Genomic DNA, 26,358 nt, shown 5'->3' on the forward strand with positions numbered 1-26,358 from the left:
GTGCTCTGAGCCGTCAAAAAGATGAGCAACGGATTGCCCAGCGCGACCGACAAGGACCGCGGACACACGAAGGATTGAAATTTGAGAAATGCAACTTAAACACGGCAAAACGACTCAGCCGTTTGAAGACCATTTGAATTTCCAATTCCCGAAAACCCGGATTCCGCACGTATCCGACCGATACGTGGATCGATCTGCTACCAAGCAGCCATTACCTCCCACTCTACTCGCCCACCCCGTGAGCCCGACCGTTCCCCCTGCCACGCCCTCATCGAATTCCGAGCTAGCCGCCTCGCGAAGGCTGTGCCGCGACATCGCGTGCTCACACTACGAGAATTTTGTAGTTGCCAGCGTGCTGTTGCCGCGTCACATGCGCCAGCCGTTTTACGACGTGTATGCGTTCTGCCGCGCGGCCGACGATGCCGCCGACGAATCGATTTCCCCCGCCGCGGCACTGCAGTCACTGGCGTGCTTCCGCCGTTCGATTGCGAATATCTTCAGTTGCGGCGAGGTTTCCGGAGCATTCATAGCCCTGGCCGATACCGTGCGGCGATTCAACCTGCCTCGAAAAGCATTTGACGATCTCCTCGATGCATTCGTCCAAGACCAATCCGTGCATCGATACATCGATGAGCCCTCCCTCTTGGACTACTGCTGCCGCTCGGCCAACCCCGTCGGACGCATCCTCCTCGCCATGGGTGGCTGCGATTCCGATGAGCAGGTGCGGCTCAGCGATGACGTATGCACCGGCCTGCAGCTCACAAACTTCTGGCAAGACGTCACCCGCGACTATGCGATCGGACGAATCTATCTGCCCGCATCGGTCATGCAGCGACACGGTTTTGATGAATCACTGATCGCCGAGACGATCAAACACTCGCGTCCCACGCCCCCCTGCATTCGCGCCGCGATTGCCGAGCAGTGCGATCAGGCCCGAGCTAGCTTGCACCGCGGTCGCTCGCTGGTCGCGATCGTGCCTCGCTGGCTGGCAGCCGACGTGGAGCTATTCGTACGCGGTGGGCTGGCGACACTCGATGCGATCACGAAGACTGAATATGATGTCCTGCGACATCGACCGAAAGTAAGTAAACGCAAACAGGCTTGGCTGGTCGCAAGCACCTTCGCCCGTGGCATCGCAACGCGGCGCCGCGGCAATGCACGTCCAACGATCGCACCAGTCGCCGGCGGGAGCCACCATTGATGACGTCCAGCGACAGCACTCGAGTTGCCGCCAGCTATGCGGCGGTGCGGCGGATCTCCCGTCGCAGCGGCAGCAGCTTTTATCGTTCGTTTTGGCTGCTGCCGCGGCAGCAACGCGATGCGATGTCGGCATTGTATGCCTTCGCTCGCATCACCGATGACCTGGGTGACTCCAACGAACCCGCCCTGCTACGACGCCGTGCCCTGAATTGGTGGCGTCAGACGACTGCGATGAATTTGATTGGTGATGTGCCCTCGGCAATCCGGTTGGCGGAGGAGAACGATGAATTCTCTCCGGCGATGGCTGCCCTGTTGGAGACCCGTGCGGGCGAGATCATGCCCGCGCTGCGGCACGCGTCGGATCTTTTTTTGATCCCCTCGAGATACCTGTTAGAGATCATCGATGGCGTGCTCGCCGACCAGCAGAAGAGCCGCTTCGATACCTTCGAGCAACTCGAACACTACTGCTACCTTGTTGCCTCGGCTGTGGGCATTGCCTGCCTGCATATTTGGGGGTTTCGTTCACCGCTGCCGATGCAAGCCGCCATCGATTGCGGGCTGGCGTTTCAACTCACCAACATTTTGCGAGATGTCTCTGAAGACGCTGCACGAGGCCGCATTTATCTGCCGCGACAACACTTTGAACAGCACGGTCTCGATGAAGATGACCTATTGCACCCACGGCGTGACGCCCGATTACGCTGCCTGATTCTCGACGAGACGCGGCGTGCGTCCGAACTATTCGATTCGGGTTGGCGGGTTTGGGATTCGCTCGAAGAGCCTGGACGTCCGATGTTCAGCATGATGTGGCGGACGTACCGGGCCCTGTTGCAGCGGATTGCGGAAGATCCCGACGCGATCCTACAACGCCGTGTTTCACTTGGGTTGAAGACCCGATTGGGAATCGTTTCCAACCACTTCATCGGACCTCTCTATCGCCGGTTGCCCGTGCCACCAGCGGAAGTTGGACGTGACCCCCGCTCGTCCCCCATCGAGACGTTTTCGTGACGGACGCGACTGCAATTACCGACGCGACTCGTATCGTCATCGTCGGTGGCGGTATCGCCGGATTGTCGACCGCGATGGCGCTCTCGAACCGGGCTCGTTCGGATCAACGCTCCCACGACTATGAGATCACGCTGGTCGAGTCGCGTTCAATCCCCGGCGGACGGGCCGGATCGTTTGCCGATCCAATCTCCGGTGAAACGTTGGATTACTGCCAACATGTCGCGATGGGGTGCTGCACAAACCTGCTCAGCCTACTGCGAGAAACCGAATTAATTGAACACTTCACCTGCTTCGACGAACTCCAATTCTATCATCCCGACAGCGGGATCTCCCGGTTTCGTGCAAGTCGTTGGCTGCCGGCACCGTTACACCTGCACCCCGCATTGGCAGGCCTGAAATATCTCTCCGCCAATCAACAGCATCAGATTCGTGCCGGATTGTGGAAACTGATGCGAACCACCCCTGCGTCGGCAGCGAAAACGGATGCCGCTACCTGGCTGGCTCAAAACGGCCAGGACGCCGAAACACGCACGCGATTCTGGGATGTGATTTTAGTGAGTGCACTGGGCGACACCCCCGAACGCGTCTCCATGGGAGCAGCCCGCAAAGTGTTACTGGACGGTTTTGCGGCCGCTCGCGGTGCCAGCGATGTGTGGGTTCCTAATCGCACCCTATCCGAAATTTTTGGCACGGGGATGACGCAGCGATTGCACGACCGCGGTGTCCGCGTGCGAACGGAATCCATCGTCCGAGAAATTCGCAGCCCCGACCATGACAGAGGGGCCGGGCGTGGGGGGGACGCCGGGCGTGCCCGTGTGGTGCTCGGTAACGGGGAGACGATTCCTGCCGATCACGTGGTCATGGCAACGAACTGGCGGTCGGCGTCGCGGCTGCTGCACTCACTCAGCCGTGAGAAGTTGTCACCCGAGGTCGAGTCATGGCATCTTGAATTGACCGCAACGCTGGCGTCGATCGAGCCGTCCCCGATCACCGGGTTGCACCTATGGTTTGACCGTGAACTCACAGTGCACCGGCATGTTGTGATGGTCGGCACGACCGCCCAGTGGTTGTTTCGGAATCCAGTGAGAGAAGCGACAGCCCCAGCCTCCGGTCATTACTACCAGGTCGTGATCAGTGGCCGACACGCACTGAGTGATGCTCCCAAAGAAGCGTTGATCGAGCAGGTTACCCGCGAACTGCGTGCGGCCTTCCCCGTTGCGCAAGACGCACGACTGCTGCACAGCCGCATCGTGACCGATCCTGCCGCCGTCTATCGACTCAGCCCCGAGCTGGATTCACGCCGCCCCGGGGCGACCACGCCGCTGCCCTGGCTACATCTCGCAGGTGACTACGTGCAAACGGGCTGGCCGGCGACGATGGAGGGGGCGGTGATCAGCGGCCGGATGGCGGCCGAATCGGTCTTGCGGGAACCCGACAACTGCCCGTCTCCCGATCTGCCACGGCTGGTGTCCCCCGGACTTCTGCCAGGCCGATTGGCCCGACAATGGATTCGTGCGAGTTGATCAGCCCCTTCATGTTGCCTGCGGGCGGTTGGCGCACCGGGTTCCTGGCCCCATCGTAGTAAGCGGTCTTCGGCTCGATCACGGAGCAGCTTGCCGCTCTTTTCCCAAAAGGGCATTCAAGAATTGATCCTATCGTGAACGGATTGAGGGCTCTGGCCGTGTTATCATTAGAAGCTCATTTCGCGAGTGCTGTGCCGATTGGCGCTGTGATTTCCAGAGGAATCGGAAAGCGATTGAGAGACCACGAACGAACGCGATTCCAATCTTCCTCCCGCTACCGGTTTGATGCTTAATTTTTCCTCTCAACGTCGACAAACTTCGCCTGCGAAATGCCGTGCAGTCGCGATGTGCTTTCAGCTTTTGACGTTTCTAGCCAGTGGCAGCATCGTGCTGGCAGACGACACGATTGATTTCAATCGCGACGTCCGCCCGATCCTGTCCGACAATTGTTTTGCGTGCCATGGTTTTGACGAAGGATCGCGAGAGGCTGGACTGCGGCTGGATGTCCGGGAGGGCGCGACGGAGGATTTAGGTGGCTACGCGGCGATCGTCCCCGGAGAGGCGGACGCGAGTGAGTTGATTGCCCGGGCGATCGAAACCGATCCTGATATGCGAATGCCGCCGGAGGACTCCCACAAACCCGCCCTGACCGCGGCGCAAGTGGAAACGCTCCGCCGCTGGATCGATCAAGGAGCCACGTGGGGAAAGCACTGGTCGTTTGAGCCGCCCGTGCAAGCGAATGTCCCCGACGATGCACCACGCGCGATCGACTACTTCGTACGCCAGCAGTTGAACCGAATCATGGATTCGGGAGTCGCCCCCGAGGGGCTGCAGCTCGCCATCGCACCGCCCGCGGCCGTGCACACGCTCGCCCGACGGCTGTCGTTTGACTTGACCGGTCTGCCGCCTTCTACCGAACAGATCACTGAACTGGGAGACGCCCCCAGTGAAGCAGATTGGAATCACTTAATCGATCAATTGCTGAAATCGCCACACTTTGGCGAACGCATGGCGATGTGGTGGCTCGATGGCGCCCGCTACGCGGATACCGATGGGTTCCAGCAAGATTCAATCCGCCAAAATTGGCCCTGGCGTGACTGGGTAATCGACGCGTTCAATGACAACATGCGATTCGATCAATTCACAATTCAGCAATTTGCTGGCGACCTACTGCCCGACGCAACGGACGAAACTCGGTTGGCCACCTGCTTTCACCGCAATCATATGCACAACGGAGAAGGTGGCCGGGACCCCGCAGAATCGCGAGTGGATTATGTGTTGGACCGAACGAACACGGCTGGCACGCTGTGGCTCGGGCTCACGCTTGGATGCACGCAGTGCCACGATCATAAATTCGATCCGATCTCGCAGCATGATTACTACAGCATGACGGCCTACTTCGACAGCATCGACGAAGATGGTCAGGCGGGAAACCATGCGGGGCCATTCCTGGAATACCAATCCGACAAAGCGGCCTCCGCAGTCACTCAAGCCGAGCAATTGGTGAACCAAACCGCTCAGTCAGTGGCGGACGTCGCAGCGGCCGCAGAAGACACATTCCAGCAGAATTTGCTGGCTCAGATCACTCGTGCCTCGGATGGATTCGTTTCCTGGCATCATGTTGATCCGTTGATGGTATCGTCGGTTGAGGGCACGCCGCTCGAGATAGAGTCGCAGCAGATCATTCGCTCGGGCAGCGAACCGGCTGCGCAAGACGATTTTCACATCACGGTGAGTGACCCTCAACTCGGCCGTGTGACGGGCGTGCGACTGGAAGTCTTCGCTGACGACGCCCATTCGGGCAAGAAATACTCGCACGCCGACAGCGGCGAATTCGTTCTCACCAACGTCAAACTTCAGGTCCGCAGCGTCGGCACCACGGAAGTCGTGGACGTGCCCTTGGCAGGCGCGATTGCCAGTGTTGATGGAGTGGGCGAAGACCCGAAATATGGCAAGGTCTCGGGCACACTCGATGACGATCCACGCACCGGATGGACGACGCGAACCCGAGACGTCGCCCCGGTACAAACCGCCGTTTTCGAACTTGCCGAGCCGCTCACGCTCGCCGCCGACCAGCAACTCGATATCGTTTTGATGCAGCGTTCCTTGGCTCCACAAGAATTAATTGGACGGTTTCGCTTGAGCCTGACCGACCAACGAGGTAGCGCCGTGCGGTCGCTCGACGAAATGCCGATGCGGCGATTGGCCGACGCTGTGGCGAAACAGAACGCCGCCGCCAAACGCGATGCTGAAACGGACAAGCCCTCGGGTACCGATGATATCGATCCCGGTTTGATCGATGCACTGCGAAAAGATTGGCTAGAGGACGATCTGCCGTACCAGAATGCGGTCGAGCGAGATCGCTTGGCGAAGGCACAGTTGAAACAAGCCAAATCGGCGTCTGGGAAGCTGAAGGTTACCGTGCTGAAACAACGTGAGCAGCCGAGGAAAACACACATCCTGCTTCGCGGCGTGTGGGACGCTCATGGCGAAGAGGTTTCGCCGGCGATTCTGCCCGCGGTGCTGCCGAGACCGGCTGATCAGGTTTCCAGTCGACTGGAGTTGGCCGAGTGGATCGTCGATCGCGAGAACCCACTGACCGCGCGAGTGATCGTCAATCAGATCTGGCAATTATTGTTCGGTGCGGGGTTAGTGCGGACGCCAGGCGACTTTGGTCTGCAAGGCGAGTCACCGACCCACCCGCAGTTGCTGGACTATTTGGCCGTCGAATTCATGGAGAGTGGATGGGATGTCAAACAACTGATCCGGCTAATTGTTGACAGTGAAACCTATCGACAAGACAGTCGCGTCCGTGACGCGTTGCTGCAGGCCGACCCGGATAACCGCTGGCTCGCCCGCGGTGCGCGGTTTCGTTTGCCCAGCTGGATGATTCGCGACTCGCTACTGAAGTCTGCTGGCTTGCTGAATGATGCCGTTGGCGGGCCGCCTGTTTTCCCCAACCAACCGCCTGGTGTTTGGAAGGATCAATTCATGGGCCGGTTCTCCTACCAAGCGAGTATTGGTCCGGCGCAGTACCGACGTACTGTCTATGCGTTCTGGCGACGGACGAGCGCCCCCACGTTTCTGTTTGACAATGCGATGCGGCGGACCTGTGAAGTCGACGTGCGACGCACCAATACACCTCTGCACGCATTGACGCTGATGAACGACCTGACGTCGCTCGAAGCCGCTCGCGCGATCGGCGATGAGGCGTTGCAGGTGCAGTCAGTCCAGGGGCGTTTGACAGCCCTGATGAACAGCATCCTCTGTCGAGCACCCAGTGAGAGCGAATCCGTCGTGCTAGAGCGTCAATACCACGATGCCCGCCAGTACTATCAAAAACATCCCGGCCAAGCGATGGCGTTGACGAGCGTTGGCCAGCAGCCCGCCCCCAACCCTGATGACGTGCCCGAATTGGCGGCGACGATGTTGGTCGCCAGCATGATTTTCAATCTAGATGAGAGCATGACTCATGAATGAAACTACACGTCGTTACTTTCTCGGCCAAGGTGCCGGCATCGGTGTGGGCGCGATCGCCCTGAATTGGCTCGACCAGCAATCCGCCTCTGCGACAGCGATTTCGCCACCGGAGTTGCCGCATTTTGCCGCCCGTGCCAAGCGAATCATTTTCCTGACCCAGTCCGGGGGTCCGTCCCAACTGGAACTGTTCGACGATAAACCTGGGTTGCTGGACATGGCCGGCACCAAATTGCCTGAGAGCGTGCGGGGTGGCCAGCGACTGACGGGGATGACCCGCGGTAAACCACAATTGATCATGCCCGCACATTCCAAGTTTCAACGGCACGGTGAGTCCGGTGCAACGATCAGCAATTGGCTGCCTCATACCGCCAAGGTTGCCGATGATCTGTGCTTCGTCAAATCGATGGTGACCGATCAGATCAACCACGCGCCCGCCATGACCAAGTTTTTGACGGGGCATCATCTGGCCGGTCGCCCCAGCATGGGGAGTTGGTTCAGCTATGGACTGGGCAGCGAAAATAAAGATCTGCCTGACTATATTGTCCTGCTCTCAAAGATGAGCCGGGGCAGTGACCAGCCGTTGTACGACCATTACTGGGGCAGTGGCTTCCTGCCCTCGGTCTACCAGGGTGTGAAACTAAGGAGTGCCAAGGAACCCGTGCTCTACCTGAACGATCCCGCTGGGATGCCGCGCCACTTGCGTCGCTCGATGCTCGATGGCCTTCGCGAGATGAACGAGATGCGTCACGCGGAGGTGAACGACCCCGAAGTCGAGACGCGAATCAAGCAGTACGAGATGGCGTTTCGGATGCAAACGAGCGTGCCAGAATTAACCGACGTCAGTGACGAGCCCGAGTCGACGTTTGAACTCTACGGCCCCGATTCACGCCGCGGTGGCAGCTATGCAGCCAACTGTATTCTGGCCCGTCGATTGGCCGAGCGAGGCGTTCGGTTCATTCAATTGTTTCATCCCGACTGGGACCATCACAGTCGCCTGAAGAGCTGGTGCACGGCACGCTGCCGAGACACCGATCAAGCCAGTGCCGCCCTGATTACCGACTTGAAACAACGTGGGATGCTGGAGGATACGCTCGTGATCTGGGGTGGTGAGTTTGGTCGCAGTGTTGCCGGGCAAGGCCAATGGGACAGCCCCGAGGGAGGACGCGATCACCACCCTCGCTGCTTCACACTCTGGATGGCAGGCGGCGGCGTGCGACCGGGGACAACCTTCGGTAGCACAGATGACTTCAGCTACAACATTGCCGAGAATCCCGTCCATGTTCGCGACCTCCATGCCACCGTCATGCACCTGATGGGGATCAATCACGAGCGATTTACGTATCCATCACAGGGCCTCGACTTTCGTTTAACGGGCGTCGAACCTGCACGAGTTGTGAACGAATTGGTTGTCGGATGACGCAGGGTAGGTCTCGTCAAACTTCTGCATCGGGGTGGCTCGACAACTGCCTGCGAATCGTGATCGCGATCCAGTGTTTTGGACTGGGTGGGCGATATCTGCTCTCACAGAATGAGCGGGAGAGCGATGTCTTTGAGTGGCTATTATTCGATCAGAGCTGGCCCGAACCGCTTGCTCAAACGATTGATAATGCGGGGGCATGGCTCACCCTGGCGGCGGGCTGCCTGCTGTGCGTTATAGGTTGGCTTAAAAACCACGCGAAAAACATGGGGCCGAACGCTCCGCGTTCGAAACGGTCCACTGCGGAACGGTCGACTGCGGAACGGTCGACCACAAAATCAGACGGTCATTTCCCGCTCCTTCCTAAGCACGAAGTGTCTCCCAACACGCTTCGGCGTGCCCTGTTGGATTGGCTCGACCAGGCTGCCGCATTCTGGATTGCTTGCTGGGTGCTGGTGATCGCGGTGACCCATATGATGCGTGCAACGCTGTGGGCTGAACTCACGCTGGCGGAGGACGCAGTTCGATACATGGCTCCGGTGGCGCTGATTATACTGGTACGCAGTCAGAGGGCTTCTCATGCAGCCGGCAATGAACGCTGCCGGCCGACACAGGTCGCCGTTCTACTGCTGATGATCGCGGCAACGGCGACATTCGCTGCCCATGGTTACAAGGCCATCGAGCGATACCCTCCGTTTACGGACTTGATTCTGCTGTCCAATTTTCAGTGGACGCAGTTCAATTTGAGTCAAGCAACAGCTGAAGAGACCCTTGTGGTGATTGGCGTGATTGATCTGATCGCCGCAGTGCTATTGATCGCTACCCGGTGGCGTTGGGTAGCACTTTACATGGCGGTATGGGGCCTCGTCGCCGCAGCGAGTCGAGTGACCGCATACGGCATGAACGCCTGGCCAGAAACATTGCTCCGCGTTGCCAACGGAGGCGTACCGTTGGCGATTTTGGGGTACTGGTGGATCACTCGCCGATCCCACCACGCCTCACGATTGGCGACTTCTCAATCCGACACTCCTCTCAATGGAATCGATACCGAATGAAATTCATGTCCACGACCAGACCGACAACGACAACAACCATCTCCACCGTGATTCGTGTGATTTCAATCACGGCGTTTCTATTGCTTTCATGCTTTTCACTTGCGCAGGCGGACGCTCCATTGGAGGGAACCCAGCCCGCACAATGGCGAGTGGTGTGGGCGGACGATCCTGCGACGTCCGCAACGATCCTGTGGAGTACCGCTGAGCGGGGGCAGTATCATTCCGTTCAATATCACATCAAGGGCGACGATCAAGAGCCCGCAGAGCAGCTCGCCCAGACGGGGCGGTATACCGGTGGCGAAACCGAGCTTTACCACCACCAAGTGAAGCTGACGGACCTCGAGCCAGCGACGGCCTACGAAATCGAGTTAATTAGCGACAAGAACCATTCACCCACTTTCTACTTCGTAACCGCACCCGCGGAAGATCGCGAGTTCAGCATTTTCCATGGCGGTGATTCACGATCGGATCGTGACGCGCGGCGACGTGTCAACACGATGCTGGGCGAGATGTTTGCGAAATCATACGCCAACGAGGATCCTGCCGATGACATCTTGGCGTTGGCTCACGGAGGCGACTACATCGTCAACGGTACCAAGATGGACCTCTGGTCGACATGGTTGTCCGACTACGAGTTAACCACCGCACCGGACGGTCGTCTCTTGCCGATCATCCCTGCTCGCGGGAACCACGACCACGGCAAACCGTTTAATGAGGTCTTTGGATTTCCTGAGGGTGACTTAAATTACTACGCCATTAACCTCGGCCCAGAAGTCCGCTTCATCACGCTCAATTCAGAAATCAGCACCGCTGGCGATCAAGCGACATGGCTCGCCAAAGAACTCGCGTATTCACGCCCCAAGAATCGATGGGCCCTCGTCCAGTACCATCGCCCCGTCTATCCAGCCGTCAAGGGACCGGGAGCGGGGCTGCAGAGCTGGGTGCCCCTTTTCGAGCGTTTCAACGTGGATCTCGCCTGCGAGGCCGATGGGCACAACATTAAACGCACCGTGCCCATTCGTGGAGATGCGATTGACGAAAGCGGTGTCGTGTACATCGGCGAAGGCGGATTTGGCGTCCCCCAAAGAGCCCCCAAAGACGATCGCTGGTTCATCCAATCACCCGGCATGGCGGACAAAGGACATCACGTGTTCGTGCTCACCTTCGGAAAAGAGAAGCTCGAAGGCAAATGCGTCCTGTTGGGCGGCGACGTACGAGACGAGTTCTCACGCAATGCTCGCACCGCAGCAGCGACGCCGTAGTCGTCGAGCCCGATCTCGTGCTCGCCCCATTTCGCGTCCGGACGCCCACGGCTAAATGCGGTCATCGCTTTGCGATTAAAACGCCGGTTCCCTGCGGAATTGGACGGGGATACTATTTTTCTGTCGCCCCGTCGTTTCGGGGCTGTCCTGCCGTATCCGAGTCGAGCGAGAGACCATTTTCGGTCGCACATGGGCATTCAGCTACGTCTGATGGCGAAGGGGTAAATAATGTATCGCGAATTCTCTCAATATTCCCTGAGCACTTCGACGATCATATTGATTCGATCCTCACCCCGCAGACTTTTGGTGATTACCTTTCCATTCCGTGCGACCTGAAGCGTCGCGGGATCTCCACCGGCTTCCATCCGCCCCATCGGTTTGTTCGCTGCGCCCATGCGGTTAGGTTTTCCAAATCGGCGGTGGCGACTATCCTGATTGACTCGCGCCGATTGATTGTTTTCGAGAAACCCACGGTGCTGACGTCAGAAATACTTCTTTTCCGGCTTGGACCCTCATGGCTAACAATTTGCCCACCCAAACGCTGCCCTTCGACCGCTCATTCATCGAGCGCGTCATCGCTGACCACCCCACGCCGTTCGTGCTGTATTACGAGGACGGCATCCGTCGCCGGGCCCGGGAATTGTCCGCAGCGTTCGCTTGGAACGAAGGATTCCAGCAGTATTTCGCGGTCAAAGCGACTCCGAACCCGCATATCGTGGCGTTGATGGCCGAAGAGGGCAGCGGTGCGGACTGCAGCAGCGTGGCGGAGCTGATCACGTGCGAGCGACTGGGCATCACCGGCCACGACGTGATGTTCACCTCCAACAACACGACCGTCGAAGAATTCGCTGTCGCGGCGCGACTCGGGGCGATCATCAACCTCGACACGCCGCATCACATCGATCAACTCACCCAGCTCGACAGCCTGCCCGAGATGGTCTCGTTTCGCTTCAACCCAGGCCCCGAGCGGCAGGGCAATGTGATCATCGGCGATCCCAAGGAAGCCAAATTTGGCTGCACTCGCGAGCAGATTTTTGAGGGGTATGCACGCTGTGCGGAACTCGGGATCACCCGGTTTGGCCTGCACGCAATGGTGGTGTCGAACGAGCTGAATGTCGACGCACTGCTGCAGACCGCCGAAATGCTGTTTGAGCTGGCGATCCAAATTCGCGATTCGACGGGCGTGGCGGTGGAGTGCATCAATCTCGGTGGCGGCATCGGTGTGGCCTATCGCCCTGAGCAGCAGGGCATTGAGATGCAAGAATTTGGCCGGGGCGTGCAAGCCCTGTACGAATCCAAACTGGTTCCCTCGGGCCTCGCTCCGATCCGCTTGATGATGGAAAACGGCCGTGCCATGACAGGGCCCTTCGGGTTCCTGATCACGCGCGTGATCAACCAAAAAACCTCCTACAAAAACTACGTCGGCGTGGACGCCTGCATGAGCAACTTGATGCGTCCCGGCATGTACGGTGCCTACCATCAAATCAGCGTGCTCGGCAAAGAAAACGCGCCCGCGGAACAGACCGTCGACGTGGTCGGCTCGCTGTGTGAAAACAATGACAAATTCGCGATTGATCGGGAACTGCCGCAGACCGAGGTCGGCGACATCCTCGTCATCCATGATGCCGGTGCCCACGGTCATTCGATGGGCTTCCAGTACAATGGGCGACTGCGATCAGCCGAGATTTTGTATAACGACGCAGGCGAAGTCCGCGAGATTCGTCGTGCCGAAACGTTCGACGACTACTTCTCCACAGTCGATTTCGACACGGTTAAAATTGCGTGCAAACAATCCACGACAAACGCCTGAGCCCTCTCCCAGAGCAGTTCACTTTTCACTCTTCTAACTTCACCGTTGATCCCATGCCAAAACTCACCGTAGAAAACGTCGGAACCTTTGATGTCGCCGAGGGCAAACGCCTCGTATCTGCTCTCGTCCAAGAGGCGGGGACAGATCAATTGCACGCCTGCGGGGGCGGCGGACGGTGCACGACCTGCCGCGTGGAATTCATCGAAGGGGAACCGGAGAAAATCACCGAAGTCGAAAAGGAACTTCTGAAAGTACGTGAGATCACCGAGCCCGGCGTGCGTCTGAGCTGTCAGATCGCGTGCGACCAGGACATGAGCGTGCGGTTGATCAGCCGACTCGAAGGCAGCGGTCGCAAAGACCAGGGCGGCGCCGTCGCCGACGAGATTGAACCAACGCCCGTGTGGACGACAAAATAAGCGAGCGTGGCATACGCGTCCGATGCGAGCAACCTTGCAGGTTCGGCATCGGATATTTGCAGCGGCAGGGACGACCTCGACCGAGCCTGGCGGATGGGCGGACACTGTAAAAGGTCACACCCCATCCGCAGATTCGATGCCAGTGCCCCTCGCCGCCGGGGGTTCACTCCAAACAGATGCCATCGAGCTGTCGCCGCCCGGCAAGTGTTTCTGATCGCTACTGAGCGTTTGCCTTGAACACGTTTTGCCCAAACAGCTCGGCAAGGAACGATCTCATCGCTGCCCAGGAGCGATGGTCAGCGGCAGCGTTGTACGCGGCACCGCGGGAGTTATCATTGCCCGCCATGGGCTGGGTGAAGGAATGCACGGCATGGGAGTAGATGTCCATCTGCCAGTCCACATCCGCGGCATTCAGTTCGTCCAAGCACGCTTTGATGTCCGCTTCAGGTACAAACGGGTCATCGGCCCCGTGGCAAATGAGGATTTTGGCGGTGATCTTTTTGCCGTCGGCGGGATGGGGAGAATCTAAGCCACCGTGGAAACTGACCACACCATCGATATCCGCTCCGCTGCGTGCTAATTCGATGACGCCGGTACCACCGAAACAGTAGCCGATCGCGGCAAGCTTGTCGGGGTCAACACCGGTCTGTTTGCGTAACTGTTCCAAGCCCAGATTGAGGCGCCGGCGATACAGGTCACGGTCCTCCTTGTAGACCGTCGCGGTCTGACCAGCTTCCTGGACGGTACCCGGTCGAGCGTTCTTGCCGTAGATATCCAGCGCGAAGGCGACATAGCCTAGTTCAGCGAGCTGTCGACAGCGCCCTTTCTCATAGGCGGTCAGCCCCATCCATTGATGCACGACGAGCACCCCAGGAGCCGCGTCGTCGACCAAGGCCGGGTCCCACGCGACGAACCCCTCGAGAGTCACATCGCCGTCATGGTACTCAACGGTTTTAGTTTGGACTTCAGCAATCGCTTGCTGGCAAGTGAACAGGGATGCCACTACGAGAAGGAGAGTGCGCATGGAATGGATCTCACGGTTTGAGGGAACGGGAGGAACGAAGAATGGGAGCCAAGAATCTACCAAAGAGTGTAGCGACAAAACGAGCCGTTTTGGCGATTGATTGAATCGAAGCTCGACCGGCAATCGCAAGCCGAATGCCGCAGGGCATTGGGTAACACGAGCTACCCGGCCGCTGACGCGGCTCATGAAATCGACACGCCGCTAGCTGCGGCCTTCTTCGCCGAGTCCCACCATTTCGAGCAGACGCAGGGCATTGGTGGTCGGCGAGACGCCTTCGCGCATGGTGTAGTCGAACGTCATCCGCTCATCACCATCGGCATCGGGAGTGATCGTTTCGCGGAAGTGGACTGTATGGGCGATGCGGGCCAGTTCCGGTTCGTCGGCCAGTTCGAGGTCATGGGTCGTGATCGCCCCGATCGCGCCGCTATTGACCAACATGCCTAGGACACGCGTCACGGCAATCTGTCGCTCGCGACTGTTCGTGCCCTGCAGGATTTCGTCGAGCAGAAACAGGAGTCGCCGAGGAGGAGCCGATTGGGACGGCGTCACGGCTTGCGCATTGGCATGGAGTTCCCGAGCATGCTCGACCACCGCGGCGAGGCGGTTGAGCTCAGCCATGTAGAACGACACCCCTTGGCTCAGGTCGTCACTGACGCGAATACTCGTGGCCATCTCGATCGGCGGCACCCGCATCGTCCGGCAACAGACCGGACCGCCCGCCATCGCCAGCGAGACGTTCAACCCGACGCTTCGCAGCATCGTGCTCTTGCCCGACATGTTACTGCCCGTCACCAGGAGAAGTGTCCCGGCAGGACCGATCGTGACATCATTGCGGACACGAACTTCGTCACGCAACAACGGGTGGCCGAGCTGTTCGCAGCTCAGCAGGACTTCGCGATCGCCCATCACCTGGGGCGTGCCATCGGCTTCCGCTGTGATCCACTGGGGAGACGCCCAACTGGGATACTCGTCGGCCAGGGCAGCGAGAGAGAGCAGTGACTCCAGTTCACCCAAGGCCACAAACCAACTTTGGACCTGCGAGCTGTATCGTTCCTTCCAGTCCTCCAGTCGCCGCAGCACACGGACGTCCCACAAGGCAAACGCCTGGAGTGGCAAGTAGATTAAAAATGTGGCAGCGGAGTGTTTCAGCGACCCCGCTTTGGCAACCACTGCGAGCTGGGTCATCGCGTGGCTGGCGGATCCTCGCTTCTCCTCCGAACCGAGCAGTGTCTCTCGAATGCTCTCGATGGTATCGCCCTGCGTGGCACGCTCAGGTGCATCGTTTGGCAACAGATCCGCGGAACGGAACAGCTCGGCATAGTCCTCGACGCTGCGGCGAGATTGAATCGCGATCGAAAAAATCTGGGCAACGGGTCCGAGTAGCAATGACCCGATCGAAAGATTCACCACCGCAATCGCGATCAACGCCACGAACGAGAACCGCGTGAGATCTCGGTTTTCGGTGAACGTCGCATAGATCAGTGCGATGATGGCGGCAGTCGCGAGTGCGGCGGTCAAGTTCCCCCACGGGATCAACCACCGTCGCGATGGCAGCCACATCGGACTGTGGGCCCATTCGACAAACGAATCGGGGTCGCCCGTCGATGTCCCAACCTCACGGGCGAGCGTATAAAACTGCAACCGCTCCTGACGGGCCGGCGCCAGAGCCTGTACGGCATGATGCCGCTGGCGGGAGATGCCTGGATCCGTGGGACGCGTTAACCAGTTGGCTAATGTTCGCTGACCAGGCGTAGTCGCGGCCATCGATACGAGCTGGAATAGCGAGGCATCGCCGAGCAAATCCAGGTCATCGGCCAGCGCACCTTGACGCCTATCGAGCTGAAACTCGCTAGCGACTTTCCCGATCGGGTCGGTAGCGAGTGCCTGCCAATCACGGTCCAACCGGCGAACTAAGCGGCGCAGCGTGCGGGACTGGCTCTGGCGTATCTCCATTTCATTGCGCACGGTCTCGTTGCGCACAACCGCAACGAGGAACGCGATCAAAGCAGCGACGGCAACCATGATCCAAAAAGGATGCCCCGTTGCGATGGCGAAGCCAAACCCGACGACTAAAAAGAAAAACAGTCCCACTCGCACGCTGCCCAGTCGCGCGTCGCGAGAGGTATAGCTTTCGAGATCGCGGTCGATATCAGCGAGTTGGTCGGCATAGCGTGCGCGAGCTTCGCGGCAACCGCCGGATTCGCCATGGGGAAGGGAATTCGACATCCGGTTCAGGCTGCGTCCATGTTTGCGGTGGTGCTGAGAATTTGCGATCGCCGCCGGCCGTCAATGACCTTCAGCGCGATGCGATCTTGTAGGTTGGGCCGAAAAATGGTCAGCAGGAGGAGCGGCAGGAACCACCCCATGTACATCCCGCCTCCGTAGCCGTGCCAGAACTGGGCCGCGATCATCAAGCCGGCCGAGCAACTGATTAGAATACCGAGATTTTTTTGGGCCGGCCAGATCGCGAAAAAGAAGCTTAAGATCACGTACGCGACGATCACTGGCAGTCGCCACACTGGATTCCAACCGAGCTCCCAGATTCCACGCGGGTCCTGGGTGGGAAAGAACAACCCAAACATACGCCGCAGATGTTCAAAGAATGGCTCCGTCCCGCCTAAGACCAATAGCGCCATCAAAACACATAGCATCGACAAGACGCCGACGGCGAATCGTCGGGCGCCGCGCTGCCAGTAGAAACTGAACCACAGCGGCAGCAGAAAGAGGGGGTAGTAAACCAGTCCAGCGGCTGCACCGACGAATAATCCTGAGAAGAACGGTTTGCGGTACAGGAGTATCGCCCAGAGCAGCAATGCGGACGGCACGAAGTGATCCACGCGGCCGGTCATCTGAGACGTGTAGGGCATCAGCAGGTACAGCGTTGCACATCCGGCACCGGCGCGGAGGTTGCCGAAATGGCGGTTTCCGATCAACAGGATGCCAATCAGGATCGCCGACTGACTGATGATGGCGATGATTTTCGCGATCGCCGCACGCTGTTGCTGCGGCGGCGAAAGCTCATCGAGCGTGGGCGGTTCGGCACCCGCAATCGCTTCACTGACCGGCCGCACCGGGATCGTCGGCAGCATGTTCATCAACGCATAACCCGGCCCCAATTCCGGCCCCTGCTCACGCTGGATTTCGGGCGTGCTCGCGACGACGTTCGCCATCATGAAGATAAACAGGGAGATGCCGAGGAAATTCAAGCCACCGGTGGTGAGATTCGGGTCCAAGAGCGGACGCCGGACCATCAGCGGATCGAGCAGCATGCGGATCAATAATGCCATTTCAATCACAAACAGCCACACGAACCCACCGCGTCGCAGCGAAACGGCGGAGTCATAGGCGGCGGCCTGAGCCTCCGTCCGCGGTGCCTCTTCGAGAATGTCGGCGAGTTTCGTTTCACTCGCGGATTCCAAGGCATTCCCGGTCCACGGTCGCGTTTGCCCGTCCGCGTCCTGCGTTGCGGACTCCTCCATCGCCGGCCGTTCGACAAGCGATTGGACAAGTTCGCGGTCCAAACGGGTTTGCCGACGATAGCCTTCGTTGACCATCAACAGTCCCGGAGCGAGCAAGATCAGCAAGGCAATGTCGAGATTGCGAATGCTCCAAAATCGCCGGAACACGAAGAACAGCCCGATCGTCAAGAATGACGACATGTAGACCCACGTGGTGGGGTCGGGACGGCGGTAGTAAACGAGGAATTCGCTCATCGCAATTGAACCCGACGGGCCTACCCAGGGCAGAGCCAGTCCGGTGGAGAAAACGCCCAGCGGAGAGAGTGCAGAATTGCTCTAGGATAAACGTAGCGACCGGCCGACGATATCCCTCGTGATCGACGACGCGGCGCCCTACTTCTTGTGCACCGACTCGCCACGCAGAATTTTCTGTGAATCGATCCCCAGTTTTTCAAAAGCTCCCAGCACGTCGGGGAACGGCGTCTCAATCTTCTGCACTCGATCCGGTGAGACATTGATAACAGCACCGCTCCATGGGTCCGGAGACCCGGGCAGGTATACCGTGACCTGTTCGTCGTGCAGTCGCCCAACGACATGCTCCCGCCCAACGACATGCTCCCGCTCGAGGTGCTCCGACTCGGATGGATCCGAACGCTCGACAGCGGATCGCTCAACTTCAAACGCTAAACGAGTATAGCCCTCCAGTTGCACGCAGACCGGCTTGAGTGTGTTTCGAGCGATATCGCCGCCAATATTGCCACTGAGCTGCTCTTTAAAAATGGCATATCTCGGGAACATCATCAGCAGGTATTTTTCGACCCACCCTGTGAATCGACGCGCGATCGAGCGGCTCGCCAACATCCCCGCGACAAAACACATCAGTACGATCGCTAGCACGACGATGGCAACCACCAATGCGTACCCGGTGGCACCGTGAATCCCCAGCTGATCTCGCAGAATGGGTTGGGCTTCCATCGCAATCGCGACGACGACCTGAGCGACTTGCCCCAGCAAAACGCACAGAACGACTAACGGAAGGAGGAAAAAGATTCCCCCGATGGCGGTCGCACGGAGAAATGACAAATGACGATTAACATGGTTCATGGCGGTCATCAACAAAACAGAGGGTCGACAATCAAACGACGGTATACCCCAAAGGGGTCGCCCGCGGCGAGTTCAATCACGATGCAGCTGCATTTTTCAGCTCTGACCTATCGAGCCCAGGCTCCGATTGGTTAGGCATTGGGATCGACGTTCGTCGTCCAGGTCCCCAAAAACATGCTCGATCAAAAGGACAATCCCTTGGATCGCTCCGACACCCACCCTTCCTGCTCGGAATCCGTTAGCGCGGTGCCTGCCAGCCCGCGTCTGGATTACCAGCACCCCATTGCCTCGGCGAGTCGCCCAGGGATCAATCCGGCAACGACGGAGGCAACGACACTCTATCGGCCCGTGACACTGGTTTACATGGCCGCGATCATGGCCATGATGGTTCCCGTGCTGACTCTGGTCGATGCGGGCGTGGCAGCATTCTTTGAATCCTCGCCGCTGCCTCGTGACCTGGATTCGGCACTCGAACTCTCCTTGGTTTTTTCGCATGGCACGGGCGTATTCCTCGTGCTGATGACGATCATGTTGCTCGCCCCGCGAATGCGTTGGCAGGTGCCGCGGTTGGCCACGCTCGCCCTAGGTGGCGGTGCGGTAGCAACGATTACGAAGTGGTTCGTGCTCCGCCCACGCCCCAACAGCTTGGATCTCGCGTATTTCGGCAACGACTCCGCGTGGCTATGGGCGTTCGACTGGGACCTCAGTGAAATCGCTGCGTTCGACGCTAGCACCCGAGCCTTCCCCAGTGCCAACGTGGTCACCGCCACCGCGCTGACGATCGGATTGTGGATCATGTTGCCGCGTGGGCGTGTGCTCTTTGCAACGATCTGGATCGGTGTGTTGCTGGAGCGACTCCACACCGGAGCTCACTTTCTCAGCGACGCCTGCGGCGGCATCGCCATCGGTCTGCTGTGGTCGTGCGTCTGCTATCACCCAAAACTGATGGGGACGCTGTTCGATCGCATGGCGCCCGAACCTCGTCGCCGACGGAGAACCAGTGATTCCACTTCATTGGACACAGATGCCGCTGGTCGCAAACTCGCATTGGCCACCGACCCCGATTCAGCGCAGCACCCCACGCCCGAGGAGCATAACTTCCGCGAGCGAGATCCCACCGAACGTGAGCAAGATCAAACTCCATTGAAAGAACGGGCCGCGTGATGAACCTGATCTTGCTACCGCTCGATGCCCGCTGGAAGTTGCTCGTCGCCCTGCTCCTGGGCCTGTTCACGACAGACCTGTGCTCGGGGCAAACCTCCAACTATTTTTCATCGCACGATTCCGACTCGTCACGTCGTGTTTCTCCGCGTCGCGATACGTCCGCCACGCACTGGGACCACTCGGAGACTGACCGATCCGCTAGCTGGAACAATCAGCAGACCCCACTGAGCTCCGCCCAACAGTCGGCAGCGAGATTCCGCGAGATCGCCGGTTCCAGCCTAGCCCCCGTGTCTGAAATAGCGGCAGGCAATGCGGATTTTGTGGAGCAGTGGATCGATCTTGCCCAGCGACACGCCGACCTCTCCGAGCGTCTCGACCAAGCCACCGCCAAGCGGAATACAACCTCTGCCGATCTCGAAGACATCACGTCCAAGATCGAGCACTACGGTTTGACGCCCACAATCGGGTTGCTACTGCGCAGCAAACAAGACCAGCTCGACCAGTGGCAAGTCCGCGATTCAGCCAACTCGTTTGCGAGCGATGACCTGGCCCGATCGCGTGCCTTGCAGTTGGCCGTCGAGATGGTGGACTATGACGGCTCGAGCGTGGTCGCGCAGAGCGAGCAACTCTTGGCAGCGACTGCGGCGGCGCAGCGCCCCGTATCCATGGGGACCAAACCCCAACTCCAATCCCTGCTTCGCGAACGGCATCAGTGGCTGACGGCGTTGCGACAAGGGTACGAAGACTACCAGCAAAAGCTGAGCGAACTCGATGCGGCTACGAGGGCGTCGACGAAACTGACGAGTGATTATCGAAGACTCGTCGATCGGCATATCACGTGGATTCGCAGTGGTACCCCCATCGGCATCAGTGACCTGAAGCAACTTCGCAGTGGCCTCGCCGCTCTGTTCGACTCCCGCCGCAGCGGCGAGTTCGGGTATTCCCTGCAACGCAAGTGGGTTTCCGATTCCGTTGCGGGAATCGGGTTGCTGTTCTCGATCCTGGTGATTCTGATCGTTCGCTGGCGGGCGAAGTCTTGGCTGATTGGAATCGGCGATCGGAAGCGGTTGCGACAGGCAACGGCCGACACACGCACGCTCGCTGCGGGTGTCCTCACGGTGATCATTGCCCTGACGCTACCCGCCGTGCTCTACGCTATCGCTCGCTGGCTCGGTAGCGGGTACGTCTCCGAATCGACACTCAATGCGTCGAGTGGTTTTTATGCGGCAGCCCTGGTCGCATTGATCGTGGAGATACCACGCCAATTGCTCCGAAATTGGGGATACGTTGATAAACATGTGGCGGTGGAACTACCGCGTCGCGAGCGGGCCTCGAACTATTTGAAATTGATTGGGTTCGCACTGGTACTCGCTGCCTATCTGGTTAGCCTGACGGCAGAAATTGACCATGGGATCTGGCGTGGCTCGGTGGCCCGCGTCGGCTTCATCGCGGCCCTGTTTTTGGTGGCCTGGACACTCCATCTTTCACTGCGACCGGTCGGTGGTTTCCTCGAACCGCTGATTGCCAAGTTTGGCGGGCACGTCATTCACCGCGTCCGCTTCGCGATCTACTTCGTGGGTGTGGGGTTCCCCTTGGCGATGATCACGCTGACGGCGCTCGGCTATGGTTTCACCGCCATCGCAATCATTCAGCGCGCGATCATCACGGTCGCAACCCTTTTGATCGCTGTGACGCTCTGGCCGGGCATCAAGATTCTTTCGGCGCGAGCCTGGGCTTTACTCACCGGTACGGCACCACCACCGCGCAGCCGCGATGAGTACGCCGACCCCAGCGATCCAGTGGATCCATCGGTGACGGGTGTCTTGGCCGAGCACTATTTAGAGCTGAAGCATCAACTCGCCTTCCTCTGTCAGTGTGCGCTGGTATTCGCCACCATCTCGGGCGTCGCGTGGCTATGGATCGATATCTTCCCGAGTATGCATTTGGGGAATCCGGTTGTCTGGAACGTCGACGACACCGTCACTCAATCTGCGGTAAATGAAGCGGGGCAAACGATCTTGAGCTCGGAGATCGAAACAACACCGATCACGATGCTGCACCTCGGATTCGCAGCCGTGACGCTGTTCGTTGCCTTTCAACTGGCCAAGCTCCTGCCGGCTTTGTTCGATGCGTTGGTGCTGCAGAGAGTCTCCTTCGACGAGGGCATGGAACATTTTTCGCTGGTGCTCGGACGGTTCCTGTTGTTTGCCCTGGGCTGCTTGATTGCCTGCAATGCGATTGGCATTCGCTGGCAAACCATCCAGTGGTTGGCCGTTGGTTTGACGATCGGCTTGGGGTTTGGACTGCAAGACATGGTCCGCAATCTGTTTGGTGGATTGATCGTGCTGTTCGAAAAACCAGCCCAACTGGGCGATTTCATCTCCGTCGGCAGTGTTCGTGGACGCGTCGCCGCGCAGCGGTTGCGGACGACGGTATTGTCGGACGACGATGGACGCGAGGTGATCATCCCCAACCAAAATTTTGTAGGCGAGAATGTCGTGAACTGGCGTGGTGCGGGTCGACTGAGCGTGATCCCGGTCGAGGTCGCCGTTAGCCGCGACGAACGTCCCGCCGATATCTGCCGGCTGCTAACCGAACTGGCGATTGAACAAGACAACGTGCTGTTGACGCCGGCGCCGCAGGCCACGTTGGTGTGTGTGGGAAAACGTTCACAACGGATCGAACTGCGGGCCTGGATCGAAGACGGACGAGACGCCGAGGCCTATCGCGATTCACTGCTCAGGCTGGTGCGCCGCTTTCTCGCCGAGAAAAACTGGCTCGCCAAAACACAACCCACTCAGCCGCTGATGCGAGATCGCCATGACGGTTCAGAGACCGACGCCCCTCGCCGCCGCAGCCGAAGTGGCCGGGCGGCTTGATAGCCGGGCGGCTTGATAGCCAGGCGGCGGGAGAGCTAGGGACCGGCATCAATCGACCGTTGAAGCTCAAACTCAGAAACACTAATCCCAACCAAAACGAGCCGGCGGTACAACGAGTGCGATTGCGCATTTGCTGGGGTGGGCGGTCTGGAACCCCATCCGGGATCCACCTTCATATTTGGTTTTGGTTACCGGAGGTGCGCTGCGTTGCAGCGACCGCCGGCGATTGTCTAAAAACCGCTTCGCGGTGAGAGAGACTGGGGGTGGCGCCGAAAAACCGGTGCATGTGGCCGGTCGAACCGGCCCTACTCACTCTGTTTTCGTTGATGTCCCCCTCGCTACGATGTCGGTGGTCGCGAGATTAGCTCCCAGGAGTCGGGCTTTTGAAGCAGACCGACGATTTCGGACCAACCAGCGTGCAACGCTGCCGCAACATCATCGGGGAACTCGCCCGCGATCGTTTCAAGATAATCCAATGACGCGCCGTTCTCCACCTTGAATTCGCCATCGTGCAGCAGGTAGGTGACGGGCGGGTTGATCATCCACTCGACGAAATGTTCAGCCAGTCGGGGCGTGATGTCTTCGGGCGCGTTGGGGTACTGGCCATCAGCGATCAGCAGAAAATGACTGACCTTCATGCCTCGCGGATAGAGTCGGTCGCAGCCTCTCTGCAGTACGCCGGCAAAGCGATGTCGCAAGAACGAAAGCTGATCATCGGGTCCCAAGTCACCATACTCGTCGAGGTTACCGTCGTCGGAGCGCAACAGCGGAATCACTTGCCCCGCAGCACCGATCGCGGCAACACGCCAACGCAGTGGGACGGTCTCGATTAGGACGACCAATAGAGCGGGTTCACGTTCACGCATCAGAACCAGAACCCTTCAGACATCGCAGATGGTTGCGAAGTTTTTCAGTTTGCGATTGAAAGCTCGCCACCGAGTCGGCGTCCCAGTCAGCCCGATCGTCGCTACTGACCAAACGCATGGCCGCATCGAAATAATCATCGAGTCCGCTGAGCAATTCCGCTTCTGCGATCGTTTCATTGTACTTCTGTGCCGCGTCACGCAGGACATCGATCAAGTCATCGGGGTCCCATGGTTTGCTGATATAGCGATACAGCTCGCCACTGTTGATCGCGTCGACGACCGCACGCGTGTCGGCATAGCCGGTGAAAATGATCCGCACCGCGTCGGGATGTTCCGCCCGCACTTTGCCCATCAGTTCGGTGCCAGTCATGCTCGGCATCCGTTGATCGGTCATGATCACGTGCACGTCCTGCTCGGCCATGACCTCCATCGCCTCGACACCACTTTGAGCGGTGAAAACCTGGAAATCTCGTCGGAGCAGCCCCGTCAGTGAGAACAACACGTCCGGCTCGTCGTCAACAATCAGAACGCTGGGCTTCGTCTTGGTAGGCATACTGCAGACTCAGAGGGAAATGGCCAGTGGCGGATCGTCTGGGTTTCAAAACGTTTAGTTCAACGGTAGCGAGTGTCACCAGACGGTGGGATCCACGCTCAGGCGAACGCAGCTACGCTGGCGAGTCATTCTTGCTCGCCCCCGCCGAGGCCAGTGGCAAGTCAATGGTGACCGTCGTGCCGCAGTTTAGTTGACTGTCAATGCTCATGATACCGCCATGGTCGCGTACAATTCCATAGCTGACCGACATTCCCAGTCCGGTGCCGGTGCCGACGGGTTTGGTCGTAAAAAACGGTTCAAAAACTCGTCCGAGTGTCTCCTGATCCATTCCGCTGCCGAAATCCTTGACTTCGATTCGCACCGCATCGGACACGCTCAGCAAGCGGACCTCGATCGACGATCCCGCGGGACTCGCCTGCACCGCATTGAGAAGCACGTTGTAGATCACATGATTGATCTTGTCTCCGCGCCCCCATATCGAGGGGACTGTTTCCATCTCGGTATGGACAACGATTTGCTTGGCATCGAATTCGTGATGGAGCACTTCCAAGGTCGTGGTGATCGCTTGACCTAATTTGACATCGTCTTGAGTGGCCTGGTCCAAACGAGCGAAATCTCGCAGGTTTTTGATGATATCGCGGACCCGCGTCAGACCGTCCGTCGAGGACTGCAGGAGCTTGGGTAGATGCTCTCGCAACCAGGCAAAATCGCAATCGCTCTCGATCTGAGCCAGCTCTTCGATGAGCTCCGGCGGTGCATCACGTATATACTCGCGGGCCTGTTCGTACTTATCGACCAGCGCGACGATCTCGCCAAGATCGCGGCGGAGGACGGCTAGGTTATTGGTCACGAACGCAATGGGGTTGTTAATTTCGTGGGCCATCCCGGCCGCCAATTGACCGACACTGGCGAGTTTCTCGCTCTGGACGAGCGCGGCCTGCGTTTCTCGCAACTGTCGATTCTGCTCAACGAGTTCGCGTTCCAAGCGAATGATCCGCTCGCCCTCGCGAATCCGCACCCGCAACTCTTCCCGGTCGTAGGGTTTGACCAGAAAATCGTCCGCCCCCGCTTCCATCGCGGTGATGAGATCCTCTTTTTCGGTCTTCGCCGTCAGCAGGATCAGGTAGCAATAGCCCGGTCGCTGCGAACTGCGTATGCGGCGGGTCAATTCCAACCCATCGACCTTGGGCATCATCCAATCCGAAAGGACGATCGAAAACGAGTCGGACTGAAATAGCTGCCACGCCTCCTCGCCATCAACGCATTCAACGACGTCGTAGTCCCACTGCCGCAGATAGCCAACGAGCAGGCGACGCATGACCTTGCTGTCTTCGGCAACAAGAATTCTCATGGCAGCTCCTTCATGCCGTCAACGGCAGCGGCGTTTGGCAAAGCTGAGTGCAGTAATCCGCTAAGTCTTCTTTCGAAACGCCGTCGTCGCTGCGGTCCATGATGATCCACGGGCGTGCCTTGCGAATCACACCTTTCTCCAAGAACTCCCCGAAAATGCGCAGATCCAACCGAGTACTGCTGCAGCGATTTTTCGTGAACGGTGCATCGTTAGGTGCGAGCAGCACGATCAATTGCCCCCCATCGCGCGTGTGCGATGCACTCAGCGAAACTTGAGGTGGCAACGCACTGGCCATCTCAGCCACTCGCTCGTCCGGTTCACCTAAGGCGGTAAGTGCCAGGGACGGGGCGGTGTCTAACAGCGATGTTTGGATTGAGAACGTTGGCTCCCAAATGATTCGCGTTGCCGTGGCCTGCACCACGCGCACCGACAGACGCAGTGAAAACTGGCCCGCGGCCTGCGGGAAATGAACCTTCCATGCGTCGCCACAAACGTACTGTTCGCCCGCCGCCGGCAGGGTATCCTCGCCGACGTTAGCGACACTCAACAGCAGTTTCCCTGAGCAATCACCCAACTGAATACCTGCCCCATCTCCGTTTGCGGAGCAGGTCCAGTCACCACCCTGTTCATTGCATCCCGCTGCGCCGCGCCCCTCAATCATCCAGTGGCCGTGGAGGCCGATTTCGTTTTCGCTGGGTTGGGCGAGGTTGCGATCGTGAATTTGCCACATGGTGAGGGAATCTCAAGGAAGTCGAACGTGTACATGACTGTATTGACGGGAGAATGCC

19 protein-coding genes are annotated in these 26,358 nt (G+C 58.8%); 11 read left to right on the forward strand and 8 right to left on the reverse strand.

All coding sequences use genetic code 11. From position 1 onward, the window contains the following. Positions 1-238 precede the first annotated feature (238 nt). The 9 genes from hpnC to SH410x_RS27195 all read left to right on the forward strand — a co-directional run bounded on the left by hpnC (position 239) and on the right by SH410x_RS27195 (position 13,171). Entirely contained in the window at positions 239-1,201 is a 963-nt protein-coding gene (gene hpnC, locus SH410x_RS27155; RefSeq protein WP_473672562.1) for a squalene synthase HpnC, read from the forward strand. After that, positions 1,201-2,208, forward strand: coding sequence for a phytoene/squalene synthase family protein (locus SH410x_RS27160; RefSeq protein WP_473672564.1), 1,008 nt, complete (start codon positions 1,201-1,203; stop codon positions 2,206-2,208). Before hpnC ends, SH410x_RS27160 begins: the two co-directional genes overlap by 1 nt. Then, positions 2,205-3,731, forward strand: coding sequence for a hydroxysqualene dehydroxylase HpnE (hpnE, locus tag SH410x_RS27165; RefSeq protein ID WP_473672566.1), 1,527 nt, complete (start codon positions 2,205-2,207; stop codon positions 3,729-3,731). The genes SH410x_RS27160 and hpnE overlap by 4 nt, the downstream gene beginning before the upstream one ends. Positions 3,732-4,076: 345 nt before the next feature. Then, the gene (locus SH410x_RS27170) at positions 4,077-7,211 is read left to right on the forward strand and encodes a PSD1 and planctomycete cytochrome C domain-containing protein (protein WP_473672568.1); all 3,135 of its coding nucleotides are present in this window, start codon (positions 4,077-4,079) and stop codon (positions 7,209-7,211) included. Then, positions 7,204-8,628 (forward strand): DUF1501 domain-containing protein, encoded by a 1,425-nt coding sequence (locus SH410x_RS27175; RefSeq protein WP_473672570.1) that lies wholly within the window; start codon positions 7,204-7,206, stop codon positions 8,626-8,628. The genes SH410x_RS27170 and SH410x_RS27175 overlap by 8 nt, the downstream gene beginning before the upstream one ends. A 59-nt stretch (positions 8,629-8,687) precedes the next feature. After that, on the forward strand, positions 8,688-9,683 hold the full coding sequence (locus SH410x_RS27180) for a hypothetical protein (protein ID WP_473672572.1): 996 nt from the start codon (positions 8,688-8,690) through the stop codon (positions 9,681-9,683). Positions 9,684-9,688: 5 nt separating this feature from the next. Then, complete coding sequence (locus SH410x_RS27185; protein ID WP_473672574.1) at positions 9,689-10,945, forward strand: purple acid phosphatase family protein; 1,257 nt, start codon at positions 9,689-9,691, stop codon at positions 10,943-10,945. Between the two features lie 514 nt (positions 10,946-11,459). Continuing rightward, positions 11,460-12,755, forward strand: a complete 1,296-nt coding sequence (locus SH410x_RS27190; RefSeq protein WP_473672576.1) for a diaminopimelate decarboxylase — start codon at positions 11,460-11,462, stop codon at positions 12,753-12,755. Between the two features lie 53 nt (positions 12,756-12,808). After that, positions 12,809-13,171, forward strand: coding sequence for a 2Fe-2S iron-sulfur cluster-binding protein (locus SH410x_RS27195; RefSeq protein WP_473672578.1), 363 nt, complete (start codon positions 12,809-12,811; stop codon positions 13,169-13,171). A gap of 217 nt (positions 13,172-13,388) precedes the next feature. Here the strand turns inward: SH410x_RS27195 and SH410x_RS27200 are convergent, their stop codons facing one another. The 4 genes from SH410x_RS27200 to SH410x_RS27215 form a co-directional block, all read right to left on the reverse strand. Continuing rightward, positions 13,389-14,195, reverse strand: a complete 807-nt coding sequence (locus SH410x_RS27200) for a dienelactone hydrolase family protein (RefSeq protein ID WP_473672580.1) — start codon at positions 14,193-14,195, stop codon at positions 13,389-13,391. 201 nt (positions 14,196-14,396) lie between these two features. Further along, positions 14,397-16,421 (reverse strand): MutS family DNA mismatch repair protein, encoded by a 2,025-nt coding sequence (locus SH410x_RS27205; protein WP_473672581.1) that lies wholly within the window; start codon positions 16,419-16,421, stop codon positions 14,397-14,399. Positions 16,422-16,426: 5 nt separating this feature from the next. Next, positions 16,427-17,908 carry a hypothetical protein gene (locus SH410x_RS27210; protein ID WP_473672583.1) on the reverse strand — a complete coding sequence of 494 codons (1,482 nt, stop codon included), beginning with the start codon at positions 17,906-17,908 and terminating at the stop codon, positions 16,427-16,429. 138 nt (positions 17,909-18,046) lie between these two features. Continuing rightward, entirely contained in the window at positions 18,047-18,757 is a 711-nt protein-coding gene (locus SH410x_RS27215) for a DUF502 domain-containing protein (RefSeq protein ID WP_473672584.1), read from the reverse strand. Positions 18,758-18,931: 174 nt separating this feature from the next. On the opposite strand from SH410x_RS27215, the gene SH410x_RS27220 reads away from it, so the two are divergent. Beyond that, entirely contained in the window at positions 18,932-19,921 is a 990-nt protein-coding gene (locus SH410x_RS27220) for a phosphatase PAP2 family protein (protein WP_473672586.1), read from the forward strand. Continuing rightward, positions 19,921-22,800 carry a mechanosensitive ion channel domain-containing protein gene (locus SH410x_RS27225; RefSeq protein WP_473677410.1) on the forward strand — a complete coding sequence of 960 codons (2,880 nt, stop codon included), beginning with the start codon at positions 19,921-19,923 and terminating at the stop codon, positions 22,798-22,800. Before SH410x_RS27220 ends, SH410x_RS27225 begins: the two co-directional genes overlap by 1 nt. 338 nt (positions 22,801-23,138) lie before the next feature. On the opposite strand, the gene SH410x_RS27230 is transcribed toward SH410x_RS27225, so the two are convergent. From SH410x_RS27230 to SH410x_RS27245, 4 genes are all read right to left on the reverse strand, one after another. Continuing rightward, a complete protein-coding gene (locus tag SH410x_RS27230; RefSeq protein WP_473672587.1) occupies positions 23,139-23,666 on the reverse strand; it encodes a hypothetical protein in 528 nt (175 codons plus the stop codon). Continuing rightward, the gene (locus SH410x_RS27235) at positions 23,659-24,219 is read right to left on the reverse strand and encodes a response regulator (RefSeq protein WP_473672589.1); all 561 of its coding nucleotides are present in this window, start codon (positions 24,217-24,219) and stop codon (positions 23,659-23,661) included. The genes SH410x_RS27230 and SH410x_RS27235 overlap by 8 nt, the downstream gene beginning before the upstream one ends. 112 nt (positions 24,220-24,331) lie before the next feature. After that, entirely contained in the window at positions 24,332-25,570 is a 1,239-nt protein-coding gene (locus SH410x_RS27240) for a sensor histidine kinase (RefSeq protein ID WP_473672591.1), read from the reverse strand. A 10-nt stretch (positions 25,571-25,580) separates the two neighbouring features. After that, positions 25,581-26,300 carry a hypothetical protein gene (locus SH410x_RS27245; protein WP_473672593.1) on the reverse strand — a complete coding sequence of 240 codons (720 nt, stop codon included), beginning with the start codon at positions 26,298-26,300 and terminating at the stop codon, positions 25,581-25,583. Positions 26,301-26,358 lie beyond the last annotated feature (58 nt).

The organism is Rhodopirellula sp. SH410 (assembly GCF_055811895.1).

Coding starts and splice junctions, on each gene's coding strand:
- SH410x_RS27160 (WP_473672564.1), top strand. CDS start 1,201: ATGACGTCCAGCGACAGCACTCGAGTTGCCGCCAGCTATGCGGCGGTG.
- SH410x_RS27170 (WP_473672568.1), top strand. CDS start 4,077: ATGTGCTTTCAGCTTTTGACGTTTCTAGCCAGTGGCAGCATCGTGCTG.
- SH410x_RS27175 (WP_473672570.1), top strand. CDS start 7,204: ATGAATGAAACTACACGTCGTTACTTTCTCGGCCAAGGTGCCGGCATC.
- SH410x_RS27185 (WP_473672574.1), top strand. CDS start 9,689: ATGTCCACGACCAGACCGACAACGACAACAACCATCTCCACCGTGATT.
- SH410x_RS27190 (WP_473672576.1), top strand. CDS start 11,460: ATGGCTAACAATTTGCCCACCCAAACGCTGCCCTTCGACCGCTCATTC.
- SH410x_RS27195 (WP_473672578.1), top strand. CDS start 12,809: ATGCCAAAACTCACCGTAGAAAACGTCGGAACCTTTGATGTCGCCGAG.
- SH410x_RS27200 (WP_473672580.1), bottom strand. CDS start 14,195: ATGCGCACTCTCCTTCTCGTAGTGGCATCCCTGTTCACTTGCCAGCAA.
- SH410x_RS27205 (WP_473672581.1), bottom strand. CDS start 16,421: ATGTCGAATTCCCTTCCCCATGGCGAATCCGGCGGTTGCCGCGAAGCT.
- SH410x_RS27210 (WP_473672583.1), bottom strand. CDS start 17,908: ATGAGCGAATTCCTCGTTTACTACCGCCGTCCCGACCCCACCACGTGG.
- SH410x_RS27215 (WP_473672584.1), bottom strand. CDS start 18,757: ATGAACCATGTTAATCGTCATTTGTCATTTCTCCGTGCGACCGCCATC.
- SH410x_RS27220 (WP_473672586.1), top strand. CDS start 18,932: ATGCTCGATCAAAAGGACAATCCCTTGGATCGCTCCGACACCCACCCT.
- SH410x_RS27225 (WP_473677410.1), top strand. CDS start 19,921: ATGAACCTGATCTTGCTACCGCTCGATGCCCGCTGGAAGTTGCTCGTC.
- SH410x_RS27230 (WP_473672587.1), bottom strand. CDS start 23,666: ATGCGTGAACGTGAACCCGCTCTATTGGTCGTCCTAATCGAGACCGTC.
- SH410x_RS27235 (WP_473672589.1), bottom strand. CDS start 24,219: ATGCCTACCAAGACGAAGCCCAGCGTTCTGATTGTTGACGACGAGCCG.
- SH410x_RS27240 (WP_473672591.1), bottom strand. CDS start 25,570: ATGAGAATTCTTGTTGCCGAAGACAGCAAGGTCATGCGTCGCCTGCTC.
- SH410x_RS27245 (WP_473672593.1), bottom strand. CDS start 26,300: ATGTGGCAAATTCACGATCGCAACCTCGCCCAACCCAGCGAAAACGAA.